18 protein-coding genes are annotated in these 22,388 nt (G+C 62.0%); 8 read left to right on the forward strand and 10 right to left on the reverse strand.

What is annotated here, in order from left to right; genetic code table 11:
• Positions 1-5 precede the first annotated feature (5 nt).
• From CSZ94_RS06295 to CSZ94_RS06315, 5 genes are read right to left on the reverse strand one after another with little or no spacing between them, the layout of a single operon-like run.
• On the reverse strand, positions 6-320 hold the full coding sequence (locus tag CSZ94_RS06295) for a hypothetical protein (protein WP_102120728.1): 315 nt from the start codon (positions 318-320) through the stop codon (positions 6-8).
• 21 nt (positions 321-341) lie between these two features.
• Entirely contained in the window at positions 342-2,330 is a 1,989-nt protein-coding gene (locus CSZ94_RS06300; RefSeq protein ID WP_102120729.1) for a DUF6630 family protein, read from the reverse strand.
• A gap of 29 nt (positions 2,331-2,359) precedes the next feature.
• Positions 2,360-3,766, reverse strand: coding sequence for a PoNe immunity protein domain-containing protein (locus CSZ94_RS06305; RefSeq protein ID WP_102120730.1), 1,407 nt, complete (start codon positions 3,764-3,766; stop codon positions 2,360-2,362).
• Between the two features lie 34 nt (positions 3,767-3,800).
• On the reverse strand, positions 3,801-4,613 hold the full coding sequence (locus tag CSZ94_RS06310; protein ID WP_102120731.1) for an alpha/beta fold hydrolase: 813 nt from the start codon (positions 4,611-4,613) through the stop codon (positions 3,801-3,803).
• 1 nt (position 4,614) lies between these two features.
• Positions 4,615-5,925: an O-acetylhomoserine aminocarboxypropyltransferase gene (locus CSZ94_RS06315; RefSeq protein WP_102120732.1), complete on the reverse strand. Its 1,311-nt coding sequence runs from the start codon at positions 5,923-5,925 to the stop codon at positions 4,615-4,617.
• Between the two features lie 281 nt (positions 5,926-6,206).
• On the opposite strand from CSZ94_RS06315, the gene CSZ94_RS06320 reads away from it, so the two are divergent.
• Entirely contained in the window at positions 6,207-6,830 is a 624-nt protein-coding gene (locus CSZ94_RS06320; protein ID WP_102120733.1) for a 2OG-Fe(II) oxygenase, read from the forward strand.
• A 129-nt stretch (positions 6,831-6,959) separates the two neighbouring features.
• Positions 6,960-7,406 (forward strand): CBS domain-containing protein, encoded by a 447-nt coding sequence (locus CSZ94_RS06325; protein WP_010398828.1) that lies wholly within the window; start codon positions 6,960-6,962, stop codon positions 7,404-7,406.
• Positions 7,407-7,476: 70 nt separating this feature from the next.
• Here the strand turns inward: CSZ94_RS06325 and CSZ94_RS06330 are convergent, their stop codons facing one another.
• Positions 7,477-9,738 (reverse strand): putative bifunctional diguanylate cyclase/phosphodiesterase, encoded by a 2,262-nt coding sequence (locus tag CSZ94_RS06330; protein WP_102120734.1) that lies wholly within the window; start codon positions 9,736-9,738, stop codon positions 7,477-7,479.
• A gap of 428 nt (positions 9,739-10,166) precedes the next feature.
• On the opposite strand from CSZ94_RS06330, the gene aroC reads away from it, so the two are divergent.
• Positions 10,167-11,261 carry a chorismate synthase gene (gene aroC, locus CSZ94_RS06335; RefSeq protein WP_102120735.1) on the forward strand — a complete coding sequence of 365 codons (1,095 nt, stop codon included), beginning with the start codon at positions 10,167-10,169 and terminating at the stop codon, positions 11,259-11,261.
• A 208-nt stretch (positions 11,262-11,469) separates the two neighbouring features.
• Here the strand turns inward: aroC and CSZ94_RS06340 are convergent, their stop codons facing one another.
• Positions 11,470-12,966, reverse strand: coding sequence for an HDOD domain-containing protein (locus tag CSZ94_RS06340; protein WP_102120736.1), 1,497 nt, complete (start codon positions 12,964-12,966; stop codon positions 11,470-11,472).
• Entirely contained in the window at positions 12,963-14,702 is a 1,740-nt protein-coding gene (locus tag CSZ94_RS06345) for a putative bifunctional diguanylate cyclase/phosphodiesterase (protein ID WP_102120737.1), read from the reverse strand. The genes CSZ94_RS06340 and CSZ94_RS06345 overlap by 4 nt, the downstream gene beginning before the upstream one ends.
• 395 nt (positions 14,703-15,097) lie before the next feature.
• Between CSZ94_RS06345 and CSZ94_RS06350 the strand changes: the two genes are divergently transcribed.
• The 4 genes from CSZ94_RS06350 to CSZ94_RS06365 all read left to right on the forward strand — a co-directional run bounded on the left by CSZ94_RS06350 (position 15,098) and on the right by CSZ94_RS06365 (position 18,463).
• The gene (locus tag CSZ94_RS06350; protein ID WP_102120738.1) at positions 15,098-16,780 is read left to right on the forward strand and encodes an isovaleryl-CoA dehydrogenase; all 1,683 of its coding nucleotides are present in this window, start codon (positions 15,098-15,100) and stop codon (positions 16,778-16,780) included.
• Positions 16,781-16,925: 145 nt separating this feature from the next.
• Positions 16,926-17,576 (forward strand): uracil phosphoribosyltransferase, encoded by a 651-nt coding sequence (upp, locus tag CSZ94_RS06355; protein WP_102120739.1) that lies wholly within the window; start codon positions 16,926-16,928, stop codon positions 17,574-17,576.
• A 22-nt stretch (positions 17,577-17,598) separates the two neighbouring features.
• A complete protein-coding gene (locus tag CSZ94_RS06360) occupies positions 17,599-17,961 on the forward strand; it encodes an Hpt domain-containing protein (protein WP_102120769.1) in 363 nt (120 codons plus the stop codon).
• 298 nt (positions 17,962-18,259) lie between these two features.
• Positions 18,260-18,463 (forward strand): cold-shock protein, encoded by a 204-nt coding sequence (locus CSZ94_RS06365; protein ID WP_010398811.1) that lies wholly within the window; start codon positions 18,260-18,262, stop codon positions 18,461-18,463.
• A gap of 175 nt (positions 18,464-18,638) precedes the next feature.
• Here the strand turns inward: CSZ94_RS06365 and CSZ94_RS06370 are convergent, their stop codons facing one another.
• Positions 18,639-19,550 (reverse strand): LysR family transcriptional regulator, encoded by a 912-nt coding sequence (locus CSZ94_RS06370; RefSeq protein ID WP_102120740.1) that lies wholly within the window; start codon positions 19,548-19,550, stop codon positions 18,639-18,641.
• A 216-nt stretch (positions 19,551-19,766) separates the two neighbouring features.
• Between CSZ94_RS06370 and aceB the strand changes: the two genes are divergently transcribed.
• Positions 19,767-21,365, forward strand: a complete 1,599-nt coding sequence (gene aceB / locus CSZ94_RS06375; RefSeq protein WP_102120770.1) for a malate synthase A — start codon at positions 19,767-19,769, stop codon at positions 21,363-21,365.
• Between the two features lie 198 nt (positions 21,366-21,563).
• On the opposite strand, the gene gloB is transcribed toward aceB, so the two are convergent.
• Positions 21,564-22,373, reverse strand: a complete 810-nt coding sequence (gene gloB, locus CSZ94_RS06380; protein WP_102120741.1) for a hydroxyacylglutathione hydrolase — start codon at positions 22,371-22,373, stop codon at positions 21,564-21,566.
• Between the last annotated feature and the right edge of the window lie 15 nt (positions 22,374-22,388).

Below are 22,388 nucleotides of genomic sequence, written 5' to 3' on the forward strand. Positions count from 1 at the left end.
GTCGATCAGGTGTTCAGCCTGTCATACAGCAGCGCATCGAGCGCGCCCGTCAGCGTATGGCCCTCTTCGTCGAGCAGCGTGTATTCTTGCTGGCTGTCGCCCAGCGAAGCGCTGCCCTCGATGCCGCACACCAGCTGGTACGTGGCGTCATCGATCGCTAGCTTGATCAAGGCCAGGATTTGCTCGCGCTGGGCCTGGGCCAGTGCCAGTGCGTCGAGCAGGGTGCCAAGCCGCGTCTGTCCCTGGCGTCCCTGCGCATACAAGGCCAGCAGCGACGTATTGGATGCGACGACAGCATCGATGAATTTTTTCGCGTGCATGGATTCCTTGTATTGGATAAATCACAGTAACACGGGCCGCAAGGCCGCCTGCAGCGCCACCTTGCTGAACGCGGCTGCATCCTGCGCCCGCACCACACCCAAGTAATACGTGTCTTCGCCGCCGTGCAGGTTGACCAGGCGCAGCTGATGCGGCGCCAAATGGGCGGCGATGGCGGCCAGGCCCTCGGCCATGGCGTCGCCGTCTTCGCGGTCCGCCCAGCGGAAGTCCCGCAGCGCGGGCAGTTCGATATGCTGGGCGATGCGCGGCACTTCATCGACCGATTTCCAGTCCAGGGTGGCTCCGTGGCCCAGCACATCGGCGGCGGTGCACCAGAGCAGGAAGAAGCAGGCCGCCGCAGGCGTATCGCCTTCGTATTCTTCTTCCGGGTCATCCTGCGCCAGTTCTTCCAGCGTGATGTCCACGCAGCGCCCGGCCAGTTCCGCATCGCCCAGAAAGAGCAGGGCGGCCATGACGCGCAACTGTTCGCGGTCGGCCTGTGCCAGGATCTGCGCCGGCGTAAAGCTGTTGCGCGGCACCGCTTTCTTCTTGCCCAGTCCCATGGCCTCGCTCAATTGGGCCGTGATGGCCGCCTTGAAGTTCTCCACGGTGTCGAGCTGCTCCAGCAGCTGGCCCGTGAAATCCATGCTCCAGGCCATGCCCTCCTTGACGACATATAAAAAGTCGCTTTGCACGGCCACGCCGCGCAAATGGTGGGCGGGCGGGTACAGCGGCGTAAACGCCTGCTTGCCATTGAGGGTCAGCATGCAGGCCAGGCCTTGCGCATCGATGGCGAAGATCAGGTTCTTGCGCAGCCTGGGCGGCGACGAGGTGGTGGCGCTATCGATGGCTTCGTACTGGCATGGCGCCAGCAACTCGCCCTGGCTATTGACCAGGCCGAACAAGGAACGTCCGGCGATGCGCTGGCTGACGATGGCGATCTTATTTTTCTTGCCGAAATCCTGCACGGAGCTGTAGGCAATCGGCAGTACCACCTTGCCTGTGGCGTCGATCACGCCGCAGACATTGCGCTCGTCATCGTGCGTCTGACGCTCGATGTCGATATAGCCGTCTTCGCGCTGGCCGATGTGGTGCACGCCGTCCATCAGCAAGGCGCCGTCGGGCAGGCGCAGCAAACGGCTGGCGCCGTCCGGATCGTATTGCTGCACCAGGTGGGGGCTGATCACGTACAGGGCGCCGGGGGCGGGCGGCAGCACCACCGTGCCGTTCAGGTCGAGCATGCCGTGTGCATCTGGCGTGCCCGCCGTGGCAAAGGTGATCCAGCCATAGCCCGCGTCGCTGCTGTCCAGGTCAACCACGTTCAGCGACAGCGGCACGATCCAGCGCCCATACGGCGTAACCAGGCCCAGGATATCGGGCTGTCCGGCCTTGCTTGCTTCATAACACAGGGCGTCCTCCACCCAGGCGCGTACTTCAAGGCCTTGCAGGAACGCTACATCTTGCGTAGCGAGTTCTTCGACATCGGACAGCTGCGCGTCAGCCGTGGCGGACCAGTAGCCGGTGGCCGGCGATGCAGCACCGGTGGCCAGCAGGGGCGCCAGCGCTTGCTTGTCGCCACGCAGCAGGGCAAGGTGCAGGGCTTGCGTTTCCGCGCGCAGGGCATCGAGCCCTGCGGCGTATTCAGGCGTGTCGATATCGTGCGCGATCAGCTGCACGCAATCGAGGATCAGCCACGCCTGGCCGCCCGTCAGCAGGGTGCTGATGCCGGCGCGCGCGACGATGGCGGCCGCGTCGCGCGGCTTGTCCATCAGGCTGCATAGGGCTTGCCAACTGGCCTGCGCCTGCGCCATCGGCGCGGCCAGCACGCAGGCGCAGTCTTCGCCATCGCCGTAGATGGGCCAGGCGACGGCTTGCGTGTCGGCGCCGATGAGCAGCTTGAACAGCATGGGCGTGTCCAGGCGCCATTCGGCCAGGCCGGTAATCGTCTCGGTGTCGAAGCCGGCCTGGCCGGGCAGGAAGGCGGTGCTGAACAGGGCTGCGGTATTGATCATGGATATTTAGCTAAAAGTGAACGGGGGATTCAGGGCGCTGGCGGCATGACCCAATGGGCCAGCGTGCTGCGCTCCAGTCCCAGGTGTTTGGCCACGGCGGCCGCCTCGAAGGCCCACAGGCCGTAGTAGCCGCCCAGGCCTTGCGCGCGCAAATGGCCGTTGAACCAGTCTTCCTGCACCAGCGCGCCATGCCAGGTGGCCAGGTAGTGCCGCAGGTGCTCGAGCTGCTGCGCGCGATCGTCTTCGTCCAGGCAGTCGAACAGGGCCGAGTAGGGTTCGGCGAAATACCATTCGTCGACCATGGGACGCTGCGGATCGATGGTCGACAGCAGCGCCTCATACACGCCATCTTCGCCATCGAAGGCCGTTTGCAGGGCGGCCAGGCGGGCCGCCAGGTCGTGGCGGCCGAATAGCAGGGTCGCGCCCAGCAACTGCAAGGTGCGCGCATAGTCCGTCAATTGTTCGAAATCAAAGGCGGGCAAGTCCTCATCATCGTAGGCTGCGGCCAGGGCTGCGCGCGCCGTTTCGCAGGCGGCGATGGCCGTTTCCAGCGCCGTTTCCACGTCAGGCAAGGGTAAGCCTGCCGTGTAGCGCAGCGAGAATGCCTGGTAGGCCGTGCTGGCAGCGGCGCAAGCCCAGTAGGCGCTATCGCCACCGTCGATTTGTGCCTGCGCCTGCGCGCGTCCGTAGGCAGCGAGCAGCGAGTCCAGGTAAGTCAGGTTGCGGGCGAAATCGAACGGGGTGCCGAGCGGCATGGGCGGCACCTGGCGCGGCGTGCAGGGCCAGGGTGCGGATGCTGGCAGACAGGCATCGGCGCAATCGCGCTGGATGGCCCAGTCGGCGAAGATTTGCTGCAAATGCTGCGCCGTTTCGTCGTCGTGGACGATGGCGCCGACGCCCACCATGGTCGTGCCCAGCAGGGTGTAGCCAGGGAAACGGCTGCTCTCGTAGGCGATGGTGGTCACGCTCTGGATGGTCCTGCCGTCGCTCAGATCGCGCACGCGGAAGTACACGTCGTCCCAGCCGGCCAGCGGTGGCGCTGGCGGTTCATCCGGCAGGGTGGTCCAGCTGCCGTCCGCCTGCTCTTCGTAGGCATCGAGCAACTCGTCGAGGCCACCGGGGCGGTCGATGCGGTTGTTGGCATCGTATTGCAAGCCCAGTTCGGCCGCGAAGGCTGCCGCATGGCGGCCCTCGAAGACCAGGTACTGGGAACTCGTGGTGCCGACCAGCAGGTCCGTGTGCTGGCCCGCCACGACGAGCGCCTGCGGCAGCCTGCACCATTGGTAGTACGGAATGCCCGCCATGGGGCCGTTTTCGTCCGCCAGCGGGTTAGTGAAGCGCAGCTGTTCCAGCCATTTATAGCGTTCGTGCCGCTCCGCTTCCGTGCCGCTGCTGCGGCCAGTCAATTCATCGAGCAGGGTATTCAACAACATCATCCGTCTATCCTAAAAAAGTGTGCGCGCCATGGCCTCATGCCGGGCTGCTTTGTGCAAACGCAAACAGCGCGTCGAGCACGGCGTCGGGCTGCTCGGCCATCAATTCGTGTCCGCTGTCGACCTGCACCACCGTGCCATGCGCAATGCTGGACGTCAGCAGCCTGGTCGATTTGGGCGGCGTCATCATGTCGCGCGCGCCGAAAATGAATAAAGTGGGGCAGTGTACCGAGGCGGCGGCGATTTCGCCGTTCGCGTAGGCATTGCAGGCATAAAAATCCGTATGAAACACGTGATCGGGATTAAGGGCGGCGATGCGCTGTTTCAAGCGCCGCGCGCCGCCCATGGCATAAAAGCCGGGGCCGGGAAACGACGGTTTTTGCGCGATCGACGAGTGCGACCAGATATTGACCATGTCGATGGCCGCCTGTTCATCGTGCAACGACGTTTCCAGCAGCGCGGGCGAGACTTTCATCGGGTAGGTCCAACCCAGCATGGCCAGGTGGCTGATCCTCCCGGGCGCCAGGAATGCCGCTTCCAGCGCGATCAATGACCCCATGCTGTGGCCGATCAGCATGGCCTTGGCCGCGCCAGCTGCATCCAGCACGGCGAGTATCCAGTGCGCCAGCTCTGCGACATTATCCCTCGCCCTACCCAGGCTGCGCCCGTGGCCCGGCAAGTCGACGGCCAGCACGTTCCAGCCGTGATGGGCAAAATAACGCGTTTGCAGGGCCCACACGCAATGGTCGTTCTGCGCGCCGTGGATGAAGACGGCCGTCGGCTGATCCGGGTTGTATGGTTTGCCGCCCGTGTAGCAGTAGGCGGTGGTGTTCTCGATGGTGAATAACATCTCAGGCGCCTTTCTGCGACAGTTTCAAGCCACGGGCCAGGTCTTCGATCAAATCGTCCGCGTCTTCCAGGCCCACCGATAAGCGCATGGTGCCCTGCGTGATGCCTGCCTGCGCCAGTTGCTCGTCAGGCACGCGGAAATGCGTGGTGGAGGCGGGGTGGATGACGAGCGACTTGGCGTCGCCCACATTGGCCAGGTGCGAGAATATCCTGAGGCTGTCGACAAAGCGCTGGCCCGCCGCGCGGTCGCCGCGCAGGCGGAAGGTGAACACGCCGCCCGCGCCTTTCGGCAGCAGGGTTTTCGCCAGTGCGTAGTCGGGGTGCGACGGCAGTTCGGGGTAGGACACGGATTCGACTGCCGGATTGGCCAGCAGGAAGTCGATCACCTTGCGCGTGTTGGCCACGTGGCGGTCCATGCGCAAGCCCAGGGTTTCGATGCCCTGCAGGATGGCGAAGGCATTGTGCGGGCTCATGACGGCACCGAAATCGCGCAAGCCTTCGCGCCGCGCGCGCAGGGCGAAAGGCGCCACCGTCGATTCCTCGGCGAAGACCATGCCGTGAAAGCCCTCATACGGTTCGCACAGCTCGGCGAAACGGCCCGTCTTGTCGTACGCCGTTTGCCAGTCGAAGGTGCCGCCATCGACCAGCAAGCCGCCGATGGCCGTGCCGTGGCCGCATAAAAACTTGGTGGCCGAGTGGAACACCAGGTCGGCGCCGTGCTCGAAGGGGCGCAGCAAATACGGCGTGGTCAACGTCGAATCGAGCATCAGCGGCAGATGGTGTTCGTGCGCCAGGGCGGCAAGCGTCGGGACATCGAGCACGTCGAGGCCGGGATTGCCCAGGGTTTCGGCAAACAGCACTTTCGTATTTGGGCGGATGGCGGCGCGCCAGGCGTCCACGTCGCGCGGGTCGACAAAGGTGGTGGCTATGCCGTAGCGTTTTAATGTGTAGGCCAGCAGATTGTGCGAGCCGCCGTACAGGGCGTGCGAGGCGACGATGTGCGAGCCGGCGCCGGCGATGGTACATAAGCCAAGGTGCATGGCGGCCTGGCCGCTGGCCGTCGCGATGCCGGCCACGCCACCTTCCAGCGCGGCGATGCGCTCTTCCAGTACGGCGTTGGTGGGATTCGAGATGCGTGTATATACGTGGCCGGCCCGTTCCATGTTGAACAGCGAGGCCGCATGTTCCGAACTCTTGAAGGCAAACGAGGACGTGAAATGGATGGGCGTGGCGCGCGCGCCCGTAGCCGGGTCGGGCGCCGCGCCCGCATGCAGGGATAAAGTATCGAAACCGGGGTATTTCGGGCCGCTCATGGTGTCTCCGCCAAGTTTTATAGTGGCAAGATCGTAACCTGATTTGCCGCTGAGTAAAAGGGCTCGCGTGCAGGGCGCATGATGCCGTGCTGGCGGGCGGCGCGTATCACTTGAAGTCGAAAAAAACGACCGGCTCCGCGTGGCGGTGGTAGGATGCCGTGTCAGTGATATTCGGGCTGTTCGACCTTCGCGCGTGCGCCGCACCGCCAGGAAGCAGCTGCAAACGAACGAAATCCTGGGCTTCAGGCGCACTCCCATGCATGTCCACCAGGAAAGATTCTATGCCCGCAATATCGTTCGACGGCTCTCTTGCCGTGCCCGGACCATCTATCGTCGACGGCCTGTGCCGCGCAGGCTGGCTCATGCAGGAACATTTTATTTCCCATGAACTCAGCCGCCAGCTGGCCGCCGAATGCGTGCAGTCCTTGCTCAGCGGCAAGATGAAAGGCGCCGGCGTGGGCAGCGGCCATGCGCCCCTGCTGCAGCCGGATATCCGCGGCGACCATATCGCATGGCTGGAGGCGGGCCGTTCAGAGGCTTGCGACCGCTATCTGGCACACATGGAAGCATTGCGCCAGGTACTCAACCGTGAGCTGTTCCTGGGGCTGGACGAGTACGAAAGCCATTTCGCCCTGTATGCGCCGGGCGCCTTTTACCGGGCCCATCTGGATCGGTTCCGCGACGACGACAAGCGCACCGTGTCCGTCGTGCTGTACCTGAACGACGACTGGCTGCCCGAATACGGCGGCGCGCTGCGTTTGCAGCCCGATGGCGGCCCCAGCGTGGATATCGCGCCCGAAGCAGGGCGCATGGCCATGTTCCTGTCGGACGAAATGCTGCACGAGGTGCTGCCGACGGCGCGTGAACGCCTGTCTATCGCCGGCTGGTTCCGCCGCCGCGCATGATGAAACGTTGCCCGACAATCGCCCTCGATTTGATTGCGCGCAAGGCTGGATTTTTCCGCAGGCATAGGCTACAGTCGCAGTAAGGGCTAGAATAACTAAAGTACCAATCACGCGGACAGGACGGCCAATATGAAAGTATCTGAAATTCTCCAAGTCAAGGGCAATATCCTCTACACGGTCACGCCTGACCAACCCTTGCTTGACGCGGCCAATACCATGGCCGAAAAAGACATCGGTTCGCTGGTGGTCATGGAATTTGGCGACCTGGTCGGCATGCTGACCTTCCGCGAAGTGTTGAACGCGCTGCATGAAAACGCGGGCCAGATCGGTGGCGGCACCGTGCGCAAGCACATGGATGACCACCCGATCACGGTTACGCCCGATACGGAGGTCAATGAAGTGCGCCGCATCATGCTGGAAAAACATGCGCGCTACCTGCCCGTCATGAATGCGAAGACTTTGCTGGGCGTCATCTCCTTCTACGACGTGGCACGCGCCGTGCTCGAAGCGCAAAGCTTTGAAAATCAAATGCTGAAAGCTTACATTCGCGATTGGCCGGCTGAAACGACTGACTAAGTAATCGCAATGCAGTAATAACAACGCCGGCACTGCCGGCGTTTTGCAATGCAGAAGCGCGTGGCGCCGCCTATGCAGCGCCCTGCAGCGCCTCTTTGTTCAGCCAGGCACCCAGCGCCGTGGCCGTCATGGGACGGGCGAACAGGAAACCTTGCGCCATCGGGCAGCCCAGCGCCTGCAGTATCTGCGCCTGGCGCTCATCTTCCACCCCTTCGGCGATCACGGCCAGGCCCAGGTTGCGGCCCAGCTGGATGACCATTTCGGCGATGCTGCTGCCGCGCGCCGAGCCCGTGATCTCGGTGACGAAGGCACGGTCGATTTTCAGGCGGTCGACCTGCAGGCGCTGCAAATACGATAGCGAGGAAAAACCCGTGCCGAAGTCGTCGATGGCGATGCTCACGCCCGTCTGCTTGATCTGCCACAACATCTTGATCAGCATGTCCGGTTCTTCCATGGCCATCGATTCCGTGATTTCCAGTTCGATGAACTCGGGCGGCGCCTGCGTCTCTTCCAGCGCCACGCGCAGCATTTCCAAAAACAGCGGATGGCGGAACTGTACTTGCGACACGTTGACGGACATGACGAAGTTGCGGTGGCCCTGCTCGCGCAGCAGCACCAGTTCGCGGCAAGCCGTGCGCAGCACCCATTCGCCCAGGTCGATGATGATGCCCGAATATTCGGCAATCGGGATGAAGCGGTCGGGCGAGATGAACTTGCCGTCCGGCGTTTGCCAGCGCAGCAGCGCTTCGGCGCCCACGGGCCGGCGCGTGGTCAGGTCGATCTGCGGCTGGTAGACGACAAACAGCTGGTCCTGGTTGAAGGCGGTGCGTAGCGCGTGCATCATGCGCACCCGTTCGCGGATTTCAATGCCCATGCTGCGCGAGAAATAGAAGTGTCCGGCGCGCTGCTGGCTTTTTGCCCGTTTCAAGGCGATATCGGCATCCTTCAGTGCATCGGCACCCGTGCCCGCATGTTCGCCCAGCCGCACCAGGCCCAGTGTGGCGGACAGTTGCACATCCTGGCCATCGATGCTGAAGGGCGGCTGGAACAGGGCCAGGATATTGGCCGGATTGACTTGCGAAGAGTCGCCCAGCACGCAAAAGATGTCGCCGCCCAGGCGTGCCACCGTCAGCTGCGCCCCCAGCTGGGTTAGCAGGCGGCCCGCCACGGCGACCAGCAGGGTGTCTCCGAACTGGTGCCCCAGCGCGTCGTTGGTCTCGGCAAAGTGGTCGAGGTCGACCAGCGCCAGGGTGGCGTCGTCGCGCGCGGGGCCGGCCAGGGTGGCGTCGAGGATTTCCACCAGGCGCGTGCGGTTCGGCAGCTTCGACAACTGGTCGTAAAAGGCGGCATTGTGCAGGTGCGATACCAGCTCGACATTGTCCAGGCCCACGGCGACGTTGCTGCAAAACACTTCCAGCAGGCTTTCATCGATGGCGGTGAGGGGGCGTGGCAGGACCAGGTAGGCGGCCGCGTCGCGGCTGGCCTTGCCCGCGAAGTACAGGGTGGCGTAGTCGTGCGCGTAGACATTGCGCCGCTGCGCCAGCGTGTGCTCGATGGCCGCCATCACGCGCGGGTTTTGCAGGCCGCACAGGGCGCTGTGCGGCAAGCTGGAAAAACTGCCCGTGCAGGCCGAGACGAGCAGCTCCCTGGCGCCGTTGTCCTGCAAGTCCTGCACGCACAGCACGCCGTCGGCGCGGATGCCCAGCAGGTCGGCGATTTGCGCCAGCACGCCGGCCGAGAAGTTTTGCACGCCGTGCAGCGCCATCAGCTGCGTGCTGGCGTGGACGATACGGTCCAGGCCGCGCCGGCTGTTGCTGATCGAACGTATCTGCTCGTATGAACGGATGGCTGCCGTCACCGTGGTAAACAGCTTGATGCGCGTCAGTTCGGACTTGGTCTTGTAATCGTTGATGTCGAAATCGCGGATGGCGTCGATTTCAGGCGCATAGCCTGGCTGGCCCGTGCGCAGGATGATGCGCACATCCGTCATCTTCAAGGTTTCGCGGATGTAGCGCACCAGGTGCAGGCCCGCGTCGTCCTGTTCCATCACCACGTCGAGCAGGATGACGGCGATGTCGTCTTCATGTTTGAGCAGTTCGCGCGCCTGGCCGGCCGAATACGCATGCACGAATTCCAGCGGGCGGTGCTGCATTTCCAGGTTGCCCAGGGCGAAAGTGGTGGTGGAGTGGACGTCTTCATCGTCGTCGATGATCATCACCCGCCAGACGCTGCGCGGTGCGACGGACAGCGACGCCGCTGGTTGCTCATCGAGGAATACCAGGTCGTCGTGATCGTCCTTGTTTGCGTCAAGGGGGAAGATCGGTGCGGGCATGTATAGCTTCTCCAAGATGACTCGATGTTTTTACGAGCGCGTCAAAAAAGCCCATGGCGTTGTTGCGTTGCCCTTACCGTACTTGTACTTGCGTACTGTCTTCGGCAACGACGCCTAGCCCTGGGCATTTTGTGACGTGCTCTGGGCGCAACACAAACCCGCATTGGCATCGGATATTGTGGGCGCGCTTTGATTCAAGTATATAGCTATTTAATAAGCAAAATGTTTTTTTAAGTCTACCGTGGAGTGCAATATTTCCTGTATTGCATGATTGCAACCTATATTTGGTGTTTTTTATATGAAAAAAAACATGGGATTTAAAAATGCTGATAATGCGTGGCAATATCAGACCTGCTCGTGGCATTAGCGGCATGGCCTGCCCCGCAGGCTGGTAGAATTGAGTTTTCCAGTCTTTCACACTTTCTACTATGTCCGGCAATTCTTTTGGCAAACTGTTTACTGTTACCACTTTCGGCGAATCGCATGGCCCGGCCATCGGCTGCGTGATCGACGGCTGTCCTCCAGGGTTGATCCTGTCGGAAGCCGATATTCAGCCCGAGCTTGACCGCCGCAAACCGGGCACTTCGCGCCACGTGACGCAACGCCAGGAATCGGATACGGTGGAAATTCTTTCCGGCGTGTATCAGGGCATGACGACGGGTACGCCCATCGCGCTGCTGATCCGCAATGAAGACCAGCGCAGCAAGGATTACGGCAATATCGCTGAAAGCTTCCGCCCTGGCCACGCCGACTACACCTATTGGCATAAATACGGCGTGCGCGACCCGCGCGGCGGCGGACGTTCCTCGGCGCGCCTGACGGCGCCCGTGGTGGGCGCGGCGGCCATCGCCAAGAAGTGGCTGCTGCAACAGTACGGCACCACCTTCAAGGGCTGCATGAGCCAGCTGGGTGACATTCCCGTGCCATTCCAGTCCTGGGAACACGTGCATGCGAATCCGTTCTTTGCCGCCAGCGGCGACGCGGACCTGATCGCGCGCATGGAAGAGGCCATGGATCAATTGCGCCGCGACGGCGATTCCATCGGTGCGCGCATCGACGTGATTGCGCAAAACGTGCCGGTGGGACTGGGCCAGCCTATCTACGACAAGCTCGACGCCGACATCGCCTACGCCATGATGGGCATCAATGCCGTCAAGGGCGTGGAAATCGGCGCCGGTTTCGACTCTGTGGCGCAAAAGGGTTCCGAGCACGGCGACGAACTGACGCCGGAAGGTTTTATCGGCAATAACGCCGGTGGCGTACTCGGTGGCATCTCGACGGGGCAGGATATCAGTGTCTCGATCGCCATCAAGCCGACGTCGTCGATCCGCACGCCGCGTCGTTCGATCGATAAAGAGGGCAATCCCGTGATGGTGGAAACCTTCGGCCGCCACGACCCCTGCGTGGGCATCCGCGCCACGCCGATCGCCGAAGCCATGCTGGCGCTGGTGCTGATCGACCACGCCCTGATGCACCGCGCGCAATGCGGCAATGTCAGTGTGAGTACGCCGAAGTTGAAGTAAGCTGAATGTTGTCGGATTACGGGCCTGCGGCCCTAATCCGACCTACGACCCATGATGGTCGTATTCTCGTTTAACAACGACGCTTGCGACACCTGACAAAACCGTAGCGAGCGGAAGGGAGAGGTGGCTGAGAAGCGCAACCGTACGAAGGTACGGTGAGCATCGCAGGCCGCCTATACCGACGCGCAGTAGGTTTGGTCAGGTGTTCTCATGCAACCTTGTTCGCCACCAATTCGAGTTGTTGCCGCATCTCCACCGACTGCACCAGTAACGCCCGGATATCGTTGATCAGGTTGAATTCCGTCTGGTTTAATTGAATCGGCGGGAAGCTGTCGTCCCAGTCGCCGTACAGGAAGCCCGTCGGGTGGCCGTTGGCCGACAGCGGCAGCACGACGAAGCTGCGCGCTTCCGACAGGGTGGCTTTCCACCATTGTGGCAGCTTGGCGGCAAATTTCGGGTCGCGCGCATTGTCGATGAAGATCACGCGGTCGCTATTGAGGGCCGCGTGGAATACGTTCGGCTCATACGCATCGCCAAACACCATCAGGTCCTGCAGGTCGGCCATGCCTTCGCCCATGCTGATGCGCGCCGAGTACAAATGATCCCTGTGGTTGCGCACGAACGCCACCGAGCGCGAAAAATCAAAGCCCTGGTGCAGCGTTTCGAGCGCCATCGAGACCATCTGGCCCGGGTTGGCGCTGCCGATGGCGCCGCGCAGGTCGGCCAGGCCGCTGATCAGGACACGATTGCCCTCGGCGCGCATGCGCGTCGAGGCCAGCTGGCGCGCGCGCCGTTCGGCCGGTTTTGACAGCGGCGCGATCGACAGGTCGGCCGCCGCCATCGCCTTGGCCTTGTCTACCGCCACCACCAGGTCGGTGGCCGTGATGCCCAGGGTGCCCGCATAGTTGTCGATCAGTGCATGCACCTGTGCCGCACCGGCCGCATCGTCATGCCACAGCGAGTCGGCGCAGCGCGCCGCCATGGTCGACAGGCCCGCCATCCAGTCGGCGCCGCTGACGGGCACGTTGTCGGGCGACGGCTCCATCGGACGCATGCCGTTGATCAGATGCTGCGGCAAGCCCCAGTGGGCGGCCGTGGCATAGCCCACTTCCGGCAGCGACAGGCCGAGGATTTCGCGCGCGGCGGCCGCCTCGTTGCCCGGCCCCGCGTGCGCCTGCATGCGGGCCCAGAAGTCCGTCATGTAGAACGTCACCATCATGCGGCCCAGCGTGTGCAGCATGGAGCAGACGACAGCTTGCTCTGCTTGCAGGCTGCCGGCGCTGGTGGCCACCTGCTGCGCCACCATCCCGGCCAGCAAGGCCTTTTCCATTTCCACGTGGGCGCTGACGGAGTCGGGCGACGCCTGTGACAGCTCCTCGATCAGTTTCAGTCCCAGCGCCAGATGGCCGATGGCGTCGATGCCCAGCACCAGCACGGCCTTCGAGACCGTGTTGACCCTCTGGCCGAAGGCCGAGTACATGCCGCTGTTGGCCAGTCTGAGTACCTTGTGCGTGAGGACAGGGTCCGACAGCACCGTTTGCGTGATGTCGAATTCGTGGTCATCCTCGCCGCGCATGGCGCCCAGGATGGCGCTGATGGCTTTGGCGAAGCCGGGCATGTCGCCCTGCTGGCGCGTGCGCGCCCACAACAGGTCCAGGGTATTTTTGCCGAGCTGTGTCGGCACCGTGAAAGGAGCTTGATTCATTGCACCCCTCCGCGCTGTTCATTGGCAGACGGCGTGGGCACCAGCGCCGCATAGGTTTTTTCGCTCAAGGCCGATAACGCGGCATGGGCCGGCATCGGTTTGCCTGTCAAATAGCCTTGCACATACTGGCAGCCGCGCGACTCCATGAAATGCATCTGCTCCTCCGTTTCCACGCCTTCGGCCACCACGGACAAATTCAAGTGCTTGGCCAGATCGAGAATGGTGTTGCAGATGGCCGCATCCTTGCTCGATTCGGGCAGGTCCTTGATGAAGGTGCGGTCGATCTTGAGTACGGAAATGGGGAAGCGCTTCAGATACGCCAGCGAGGAATAGCCGGTGCCGAAATCGTCGATGGCAATGCGCGCGCGGCGCTCCGTCATCTTGACGAGGATGGTTTCCGCGTGCACGGGGTCGATCATCAGGGTGCCTTCCGTAATTTCCAGCACCAGGTGTTCGCCGGAGAGTCCCGAAAACGCGATGGCGTCATCGAGCACGTCGAGGAATTTGTCGTTGCGGAACTGGCGCGGACTGATGTTGACGGAGATGTACAGCGGCCGCTTGGCCACTTCCTGGAACTGCTTGAGCTGCACGCAGGCTGCCTTCAGCGCCCAGGCGCCCAGCAGGTTGATCAGGCCATTGGCTTCGGCGATCGGGATAAAGCGCACGGGCGGCACCAGTCCCAGGGTCGGGTGCTTCCAGCGCATCAGGGTTTCGAAACCCTGGATTTGCCGCGTGTGCGCATCGACGATGGGCTGGTAGAACAGCAGGAATTCGCCTTCGCGCACGGCTTGGAACATGGCCGCTTCCAGCGAGATATCGTGTTCCGACGGGCCATTCAGGCGCGGGCTGTAGACCAGGCAGCGGGCCTTGCCCGTTTCCTTGGCGCGCGACATGGCCGCATCGGCCAGCGCCACCAGGCGCACTTCATCTTCCGCGTGCAGCGGGTAGATAGCCACGCCCACAGACGCCCCCACGTAAATCGTATGGCCATCGACTTCGAACGGCGCTTGCAGGGTCGCCAGCAGGCGGCCCGTTACCAGCTTGATTTGCGCATCGGTGGCGCTGCCTGGCAGCACGGCGACGAATTCATCGCCGCCCACGCGCGCCAGAGTGTCGCTGTCGCGCAGGGTTTTGCGCAGGCGCGCGGCGGCCAGGCGCAGCACGGCGTCGCCGACGGGGTGGCCCAGGCCATCGTTGACCTTTTTAAAGCCATCGAGGCCGATGGTGGCCACGGAAAAGCCCTGGCCCGAACGCGCCGCCTGGGCGATGACCATGCGGATGCGGTCCGACAGCAGCAGGCGGTTCGGCAGCCCCGTCAGCGCATCGTGCGTGGCCATGTGGCGCAAGCGGTCTTCCGTGTTGTGCTGGGCCGAGGTGTCGCGCCCGACCACCAGTAATTCGGCGATGCCGTCCCCGTTCATATAAGAAGACAGGCGCAGCTCGAACCAGATCTCCTGGTCTGGCGTTTGCAGGCGCACTTCCAGGCGGCCCGGTTCGGCCAGGGAATCTTCCAGCGCCGCCTGCAGCGCCGCGCGCGACGCTTCGGCCGCCAGCGGCAGCAGCAAGTGGCCGGCCAGGCCCGATGGCGCGCCGAAAAGGGCGGCTGCGCGCTTGCTGGCGAACAGAATCAGGCCGTCCGTATCGAGCCGGAACACGACGTCGCCTGCCTCTTCCATGAGGTTGTCCAACTCGTGGCGTGCCTCGCGATGGGCGGCGGATGGGGTACTGGAAAACATCGTGCTGGCTTTTACCTTTTTATTATCAGTGCCGGCGCTCGCTGCAGGGCAGGGCGCCAACGGAAAGACTGCATCATGCGCTACGTGCGGCATAGCGGGCCGGAGGGCAACTATCGGAACGCGATCCACACGAAATGTATCATTGAAAAGCCCCCTATTACATGAAATAGAGCAACATTGCTTCAGGTTTTGCAAATATTCCTGCCTTCCATGAAGAAAATCATCGCGTGCGACATACGCAGGCATTTTCATTTCGCATGGAAACATTTATCTGCACTTGCTTGCATAGGCGCGCTTGCCGTGTCATGCGCTTTGCGCTAGTCTGGCTGGCAGACGGTGTTGACGGTGCGCCAACGACGGCAAGGGCGCCATGATAACAAATCGCAGGAGACCCCATGAATGCCTTTGACACGCATGACGTTTTCAACCAGGCCACGCCCTTTGAAAACGTCAATCTGTTTGCCTGCGACCCGGCGCTGATCGAAGCGCTGCTGCGCGAGGGCGGCGGCGCGGCGCTGCAGGAGCTCGACGCGCTGGGCGAAAAGCTGGGCCGTGCCGAGACCTACGCGCTGGCGCGCCTGGCCAATATCCACACGCCTGAACTGCAGCAGTTCGACCGGGCCGGGCGCCGCATCGACGAAGTGCTGTTCCATCCGGCCTGGCATGCCCTGATGGATATCCTCGTGGGCGCCGGTGCGCACGCGTCGCCCTGGGCGTCGCCCGGTCCTGGTGCCCAGGTGGCGCGCGCGGCCGCCTATCTATTAGTGGGACAGGTGGAAAACGGCACGCAGTGTCCCGTGACGATGACGTATGCCTCGGTGCCGGCTTTGCGCCAGGCCCTTGAGCTGCCGCAAATCGCCGCCCGCTGGTTGCCGAAGATCCTGTCGCGCACATACGATCCCCGCTCCTTGCCGGTGGAACAGAAACGCGGCGCCCTGGTTGGCATGGGCATGACGGAAAAGCAGGGCGGCTCGGACGTGCGCAGCAACACCACGCGCGCCGTGCCCGTGCCGCCTGACGAGGCACGCGCCCTGTTCGGCGACGAGGCTGGCGGCGCCTGGCGCATCGTCGGCCACAAATGGTTTTTTTCAGCGCCCCAATGCGATGCCCATCTGATCCTGGCGCAGGCGGAGGAGGGCGGATTGTCGTGCTTCTTCCTGCCCCGCTACCTGCCCGACGGCAGCCGCAATGCCATTCGCGTGCAGCGCCTGAAAGATAAGCTGGGTAACCGCTCGAATGCCTCGTCGGAAGTGGAATTTACCAACGCCTACGGCTGGCTCGTGGGGCAGCCGGGACGGGGCATACCCACCATCCTGGAAATGGCCAGCCACACGCGCCTCGATTGCGTGCTGGGCAGCACCGCCATCCTGCGCGCCGCCCTGACGCAAGCGCTGCACCATGCGCGCCAGCGGGCCGTGTTCGGCAAGCCGCTGGCCGAACAGCCCTTGATGCAAAACGTGCTGGCCGACCTGGCGCTGGAATCGGAAGCCGCCACGGCCTTTGCGCTGCGCCTGGCCCGCTGCTTCGATGAAAAGGAAGATCCGCAGCAAGCCATGCTGGCGCGCGTGCTGACGCCGGCCGGCAAGTACTGGATTTGCAAGCGTGGCCCCGGTTTCGGCGCGGAAGCCATGGAAGTGCTGGGCGGCACCGGTTATGTCGAGGATGCGCCGCTGGCGCGCCTGTACCGCGAACTGCCCGTCAACTCGATCTGGGAAGGTTCGGGCAACGTCATGTGCCTCGACGTGTTGCGCGCCTTCGGCAAGTCGCCGGCCGCGCGCGACGCCCTGGCGGCCGAGCTGGCGCTGGCCGGCGATGCCGACGCCGCCTTTGCCGAGTACCGGACGCGCTTGCTGAGCGAACTGGACGGGCCGCAGACGGATGAATTCGGCGCCAGGCAATTATCCGAGCGCATCGTGCTGGCCGTGCAGGCGGCGTTGCTACTGCGCCATGCACCGCCCTTCATCGCGCAGGCATTCCTGCAATCGCGGCTGGTGCAAGCGCCGGGCGGCGCGTATGGCCGCTTGCCGGCGGGCACCGATTGCGCGGCCATCCTGGCGCGCGCGCTGCGCGAGTATTGACCCCGATAAATCCGATTAATTCGAAAATTCAGGCCACAGGCGGGCTGTGGGCGGGGATAATGTGGCAATCCTTCATTTTAACGACACACAGCGCGCCTGCGGCCATGCTTGCCGCCGCGCCAGAGAGCAGAGAAAGTACAACAATATGAAACAAGATCCACGCTTTCCGAATTTGTTCATTACCGATCACCCTTTGATCCAGCACAAGCTGAGCCACATGCGCGAGCACGATACGTCGACGCGCACCTTTCGCGAATTGCTGAAGGAAATCACCTTGCTGATGGGCTATGAAATCACGCGCGACTTGCCGCTGACTACGCGCCAAATCACGACCCCGCTGGTGACCATCGACGCGCCCGTCATTGCCGGCAAGAAACTGGCCATCGTCCCCATCCTGCGCGCCGGCATCGGCATGAGCGATGGCTTGCTGAACCTGGTGCCATCGGCGCGCGTGGGCCACATCGGCGTGTACCGCGATCCCACCACCCACATGCCCGTGGAATACCTGGTGCGCCTGCCGGACTTGAATGAACGCACTTTCATCCTGTGCGACCCGATGGTGGCCACCGGCAATTCGGCCGTGTATGCCGTCGACGTGCTGAAGAAGCGGGGCGTGACGGACGAGCAGATCATCTTCCTGGCGCTGGTGGCCGCACCGGAAGGTGTGACCGTATTCCAGAACGCGCACCCGAACGTCAAGATGTTCTGCGCCTCGCTCGATTCGCACCTGGATGACCACGCTTACATCGTGCCGGGCCTCGGTGATGCCGGCGACCGCATCTTCGGCACCAAGTAAGTCACTTCAGGCGAGTATGACGATGGCAACCTTGATCGACCCGGATTTTCGCGCGCGCTTGCGCGTCCTGAATGACAAATATGCGGCTGGCGTGCCAGCCCTGATGCAAACGATTACGCAGGCAAGCGTCCGCTGCGATAGTGTAGGCCCCCGTCTGGAGCCGTTGACGGAACTGCACCGTGCGCTGCACGCGGTAGCCGGTTCGGCCGCCACCTTCGGCTTTGCTGCGCTGGGCCAGGAATGCCGGCGTATCGAACAGCTGGTACGCGCCATGCTCAATGCCCCTGCACAAGCGGTGGCGGAATGGCCCGCCGTGCGGGTGCAAGTGGAAGCACTGCTGCTCTGGGCGGAGCGCGATGCGGCCGCTACCCACTTCAGTGTGTGAGTTGCAGTGCCACAGTATTGTGGTTGCAATGATTCATTTGATACAACGCAAAGCACTCGCGTCGCAGATTAGGATATAGTGTGTCCATGCCGCTGGTACAGGGCGCCGCAAGACGGGGATTTGGCTATTAAAGTAGTGTTTGCAAGTTTATTTTGCGAAAGAATGGTTTTTCTCAGTTTTGTTGGTATAATTGGGCATCGTTGGATTCGAGGTAGTAGTGCAGTTTGTCTGTCATTTCTTTCTTGCTTCAAACGATATAACGGGCGCAAGCCCAACTTAACTGAAATAGGAAATTGTAATGGCAACTGGCATCGTAAAATGGTTCAATGATTCGAAGGGTTTCGGCTTTATTACCCCTGACGAAGGCGGCGAAGATCTGTTCGCTCACTTCTCGGCTATCCAGTCGAACGGCTTCAAGTCCCTGCAAGAGAACCAACGCGTTTCTTTTGAAGTGACCGCTGGCCCTAAAGGCAAGCAAGCTTCGAACATTCAGCCAATCTAATACGCTGGATCAAACGAAATAAAGAAATCCTCGGTCTCCGAGGATTTTTTTTCGCCTGAATTTTCGTGAAGTATGGGTTTTGCCTGCCTTATGCGTGTGGTTTGTAGCTGGCATGGCCCTTGTTCTGCGCGCTTTGATTCAGCGTAGGTCGCGGGTGAGTCTTGTTTGGGCATCCTCAGATTGCCCGTTCACGCCAGTAATCTGCTTGCGAATAGCTATGCCTCAAAAAATCCACGAACGCCCGTATGCGCAGCGGCAAATGGCGGCGCTGGGCGAACACGGCATAAATATCGTTGCCCGGCGCGGCAAACTGGTCCAGTACCGTTACCAGCTGGCCCGAGGCGATTTCGGCGCCCACTTCCCACATCGAGCGCCATGCCAGCCCCTTGCCGGCCAGGGCCCAGTCGTGCAGTACTTCGCCATCGTTGCACACCATATTGCCCGCCACCTTTAAAATCACATTCTTGCCGTTTTCGCGGAAGGTCCAGCCCCGCTGGCTGCCTTCGCTGCTGATCGCCAGACAATTATGTTTCGCCAGGTCGGCCGGGATGCGCGGCGTGCCCGCCCGCTTCAGGTAGGCGGGCGAACCGACCAGCACGCGCTGGTTGTCTGCCAGCTTGGTGCTTACCAGCGAGGAATCGGACAGGCTGGCGATGCGGATAGCCACGTCGATGCCTTCGCCGATCAGGTCGACCAGGCGGTCGTTCAGGTTCAGCGATACCGTCACGTCGCGGTGCTCGGCCACGAACGAGGGGATCAAGGGCGCCACGTGCTGACGCCCGAAGCCGGCCGGCGCGGAAATGAGCAAATGGCCGCTGGCCTTCACGCTGCGCTCGGCCACGGCCGCTTCCGCCTCTTCCAGCTTGCTCAGGATGCGCTGACAGTCTTCCAGGAAGGCGGCGCCTTCATTCGTCAAGGCTAGCTTGCGCGTCGTGCGCTGCAGCAATTTGACGCCCAGGCGCTGCTCCAGCGCGTCGAGGCGGCGGCCGATCATGGCCGGGGCAATGCCTTCCGCGCGCGCGGCGGCCGACAGGCTGCCCTTGGCGACCACTTCCACGAAGGTCGATATTTGTCTGAACTGGCCCATGCTGTGCTCTCGTTATGGCATCACTTGTGATAAAAACGCATAGATGAAGTGATTTTTAATCTCGTTTCCATGCCTTATAGTGCAATACTATAGAACAAATGCGCCGCCCGGCAGAGTGTTTTTGCGCCTTTGTCCGGCTTGTCCGCGCAGTCATTCAGCTTATACTTGGATCACCAGATTACCTTTGCTTATATTGATCAAAAACCGGAGAACTTCATGACGCAGAACACGATCGCACTTCCAGAAGGCATGCAAATCACGGGTGATATCCAGCCCGGCTACGAGCAGATCCTCACGCCGGCAGCGCTGGCGTTGGTGGCCAAGCTGACGCGCGCTTTCGAGCCGCGCCGCCAGCAATTGCTGGCCGTGCGCGTGGAACGCGCCAAGCGCCTCGACGCGGGCGAGCGTCCTGATTTCCTGCCAGAAACCGCGCACATTCGCGACGGCGACTGGAAGATCGCGCCGATCCCGAAGGCGCTCGAATGCCGCCGCGTGGAAATCACCGGTCCCGTCGAGCGCAAGATGGTCATCAACGCCTTCAATTCCGGCGCGGACAGCTACATGACGGACTTCGAGGATTCGAACACGCCGAACTGGGATAACCAGTTGACGGGCCAGATCAATATGTTCGATGCCGTGCGCAAGACGATTTCGCTGGAGCAAAATGGCAAGTCGTACAAGCTGAACGACAAGATCGCCACCCTCGTCGTGCGTCCGCGCGGCTGGCACCTCGATGAAAAGCACGTGCTGGTCGATGGCAAGCGCATTTCCGGTGGTATTTTCGATTTCGCCCTGTTCATGTTCCATAACGCCAAGGAACAATTGGCGCGCGGCGCCGGCCCGTATTTCTACCTGCCGAAGATGGAATCGCACCTGGAAGCGCGCCTGTGGAACGATATTTTCGTCATGACGCAAAACGAATTGGGTTTGCCACAGGGCACGATCAAGGCGACTGTCCTGATCGAAACCATTTTGGCGGCGTTTGAAATGGATGAAATCCTGTATGAACTGAAAGAACACAGCTCGGGCCTGAACGCGGGCCGCTGGGATTACATCTTCTCGTGCATCAAGAAATTCAAGCTGGACAAGGATTTCTGCCTGGCAGACCGCGCCAAAGTCACGATGACGGCGCCATTCATGCGCGCCTACGCCTTGCTGTTGCTGAAAACGTGTCATCAACGCGGCGCACCAGCGATAGGCGGCATGGCAGCCTTGATCCCGATCAAGAACGATCCGGAAAAGAATGATATCGCCATGGGCGGCGTGCGCACCGACAAGGCGCGCGATGCCACCGATGGCTACGACGGCGGCTGGGTGGCCCATCCGGGCCTGGTGGAGCTGGCCATGGGCGAATTCACGAAAGTGCTGGGCGACAAGCCGAACCAGATCGAGAAGCAGCGTCCCGACATCGATGTGAAAGCGTCGGACTTGCTGAATTTCCAGCCGGAAGCGCCGATCACGGAAGCGGGCTTGCGCTACAACATCAACGTGGGTATCCACTACCTGGGCAGCTGGCTGGCCGGCAACGGTTGCGTGCCTATCCATAACCTGATGGAAGATGCGGCCACGGCCGAGATCAGCCGCTCGCAAGTGTGGCAGTGGATTCGTTCCAGCAAGGGTGTGCTGGAAGATGGCCGCAAGGTCACGGCTGATATGGTGCGCGCCATGATTCCGGAAGAGCTGGCCAAGGTGCAGCGCGATGCGCCAGGCGGCAACGGTCCGACCTATGTGCGTGCCGGCCAAATTTTCGAGGAAATGTCGACGTCGGAATCGTTCGCTGAATTCCTGACCTTGCCGCTGTACGAAGAAATCTGATCCTGATCAACTAAATCCATAAAAAATCCCGGTAGATGCTTCATGGCACTACCGGGATTTTTGTATTGAAGTCTGCCGCGCCTGACAAAACCGTAGCGAGCGGAAGGGATAGGTGGTCGAGAGGCGGAACTGTACTGTCAGTACAGTGAGCATCGCAGGCCGCCTATGCCGACGCGCAGTAGGTTTGGTCAGGTGTCCTCAGAAGTTATTTTTCCACATGCGTAGTGCGGCAAATGCTTCCACGGGCGAAGCGTCGCTGGCCAGCTTGCCTTCCACCTTCAGGCTGTTCAGGATGGCCGGTTCGCGGTAGCGCAGGAAGGGGTTGGTGGCCTTCTCAAGGGCAATGGTCGACGGCACGGTGGATAAACCTTGCTGGCGCTTTTCCGTGTCGATGGCGATGCGTTCCTGCAAGGCCAGGTTACCCGGTTCGACGGCGTTGGCGAAGCGCAGATTGGACAAGGTGTACTCATGCGCGCAAAATACCTGCGTATCGTCGGGCAGGGCGGCCAGCTTGCCCAGCGAGTCGGCCATCTGGCCCGGCGTGCCTTCGAACAGGCGGCCGCAGCCGCCGGCAAACAGGGTGTCGCCGGAAAACAGCCATGGTGCGCCGCTGCGCTCGTCGCGCTGGCGCACATAGGCGATATGCCCCTTCGTGTGGCCGGGCACGTCGATGACCGTCATCTGCAAGCCCAGCTCGGCCACATAGGCAACATCGCCTTCGGCAAGCGCTTGCGTGATGGCTGTGATAGCCTCATTGCGCGGGCCGAAGACGGGCACGGCGAAATGCTGCAACAATTCAGGCACGCCACCCGTGTGGTCGGCGTGGTGGTGCGTGAGTAAAATGGCGGACAAGGTCAACTGATGGGCTTGCAGCGCATCGAGGATGACCATCGCATCGCCGGGGTCGACCACGGCGGCGTGGCGGCCGTCATGGATCAGCCACAAGTAATTGTCGGCAAAGGCGGGCACGGCAAGTACCGATAAAGCGTGTTCAGGGGAATGTGTCATGAGCAAAAGAGAAAA

Source organism: Janthinobacterium sp. ROICE36 (assembly GCF_002869965.1).
GTDB lineage: Bacteria > Pseudomonadota > Gammaproteobacteria > Burkholderiales > Burkholderiaceae_D > Janthinobacterium.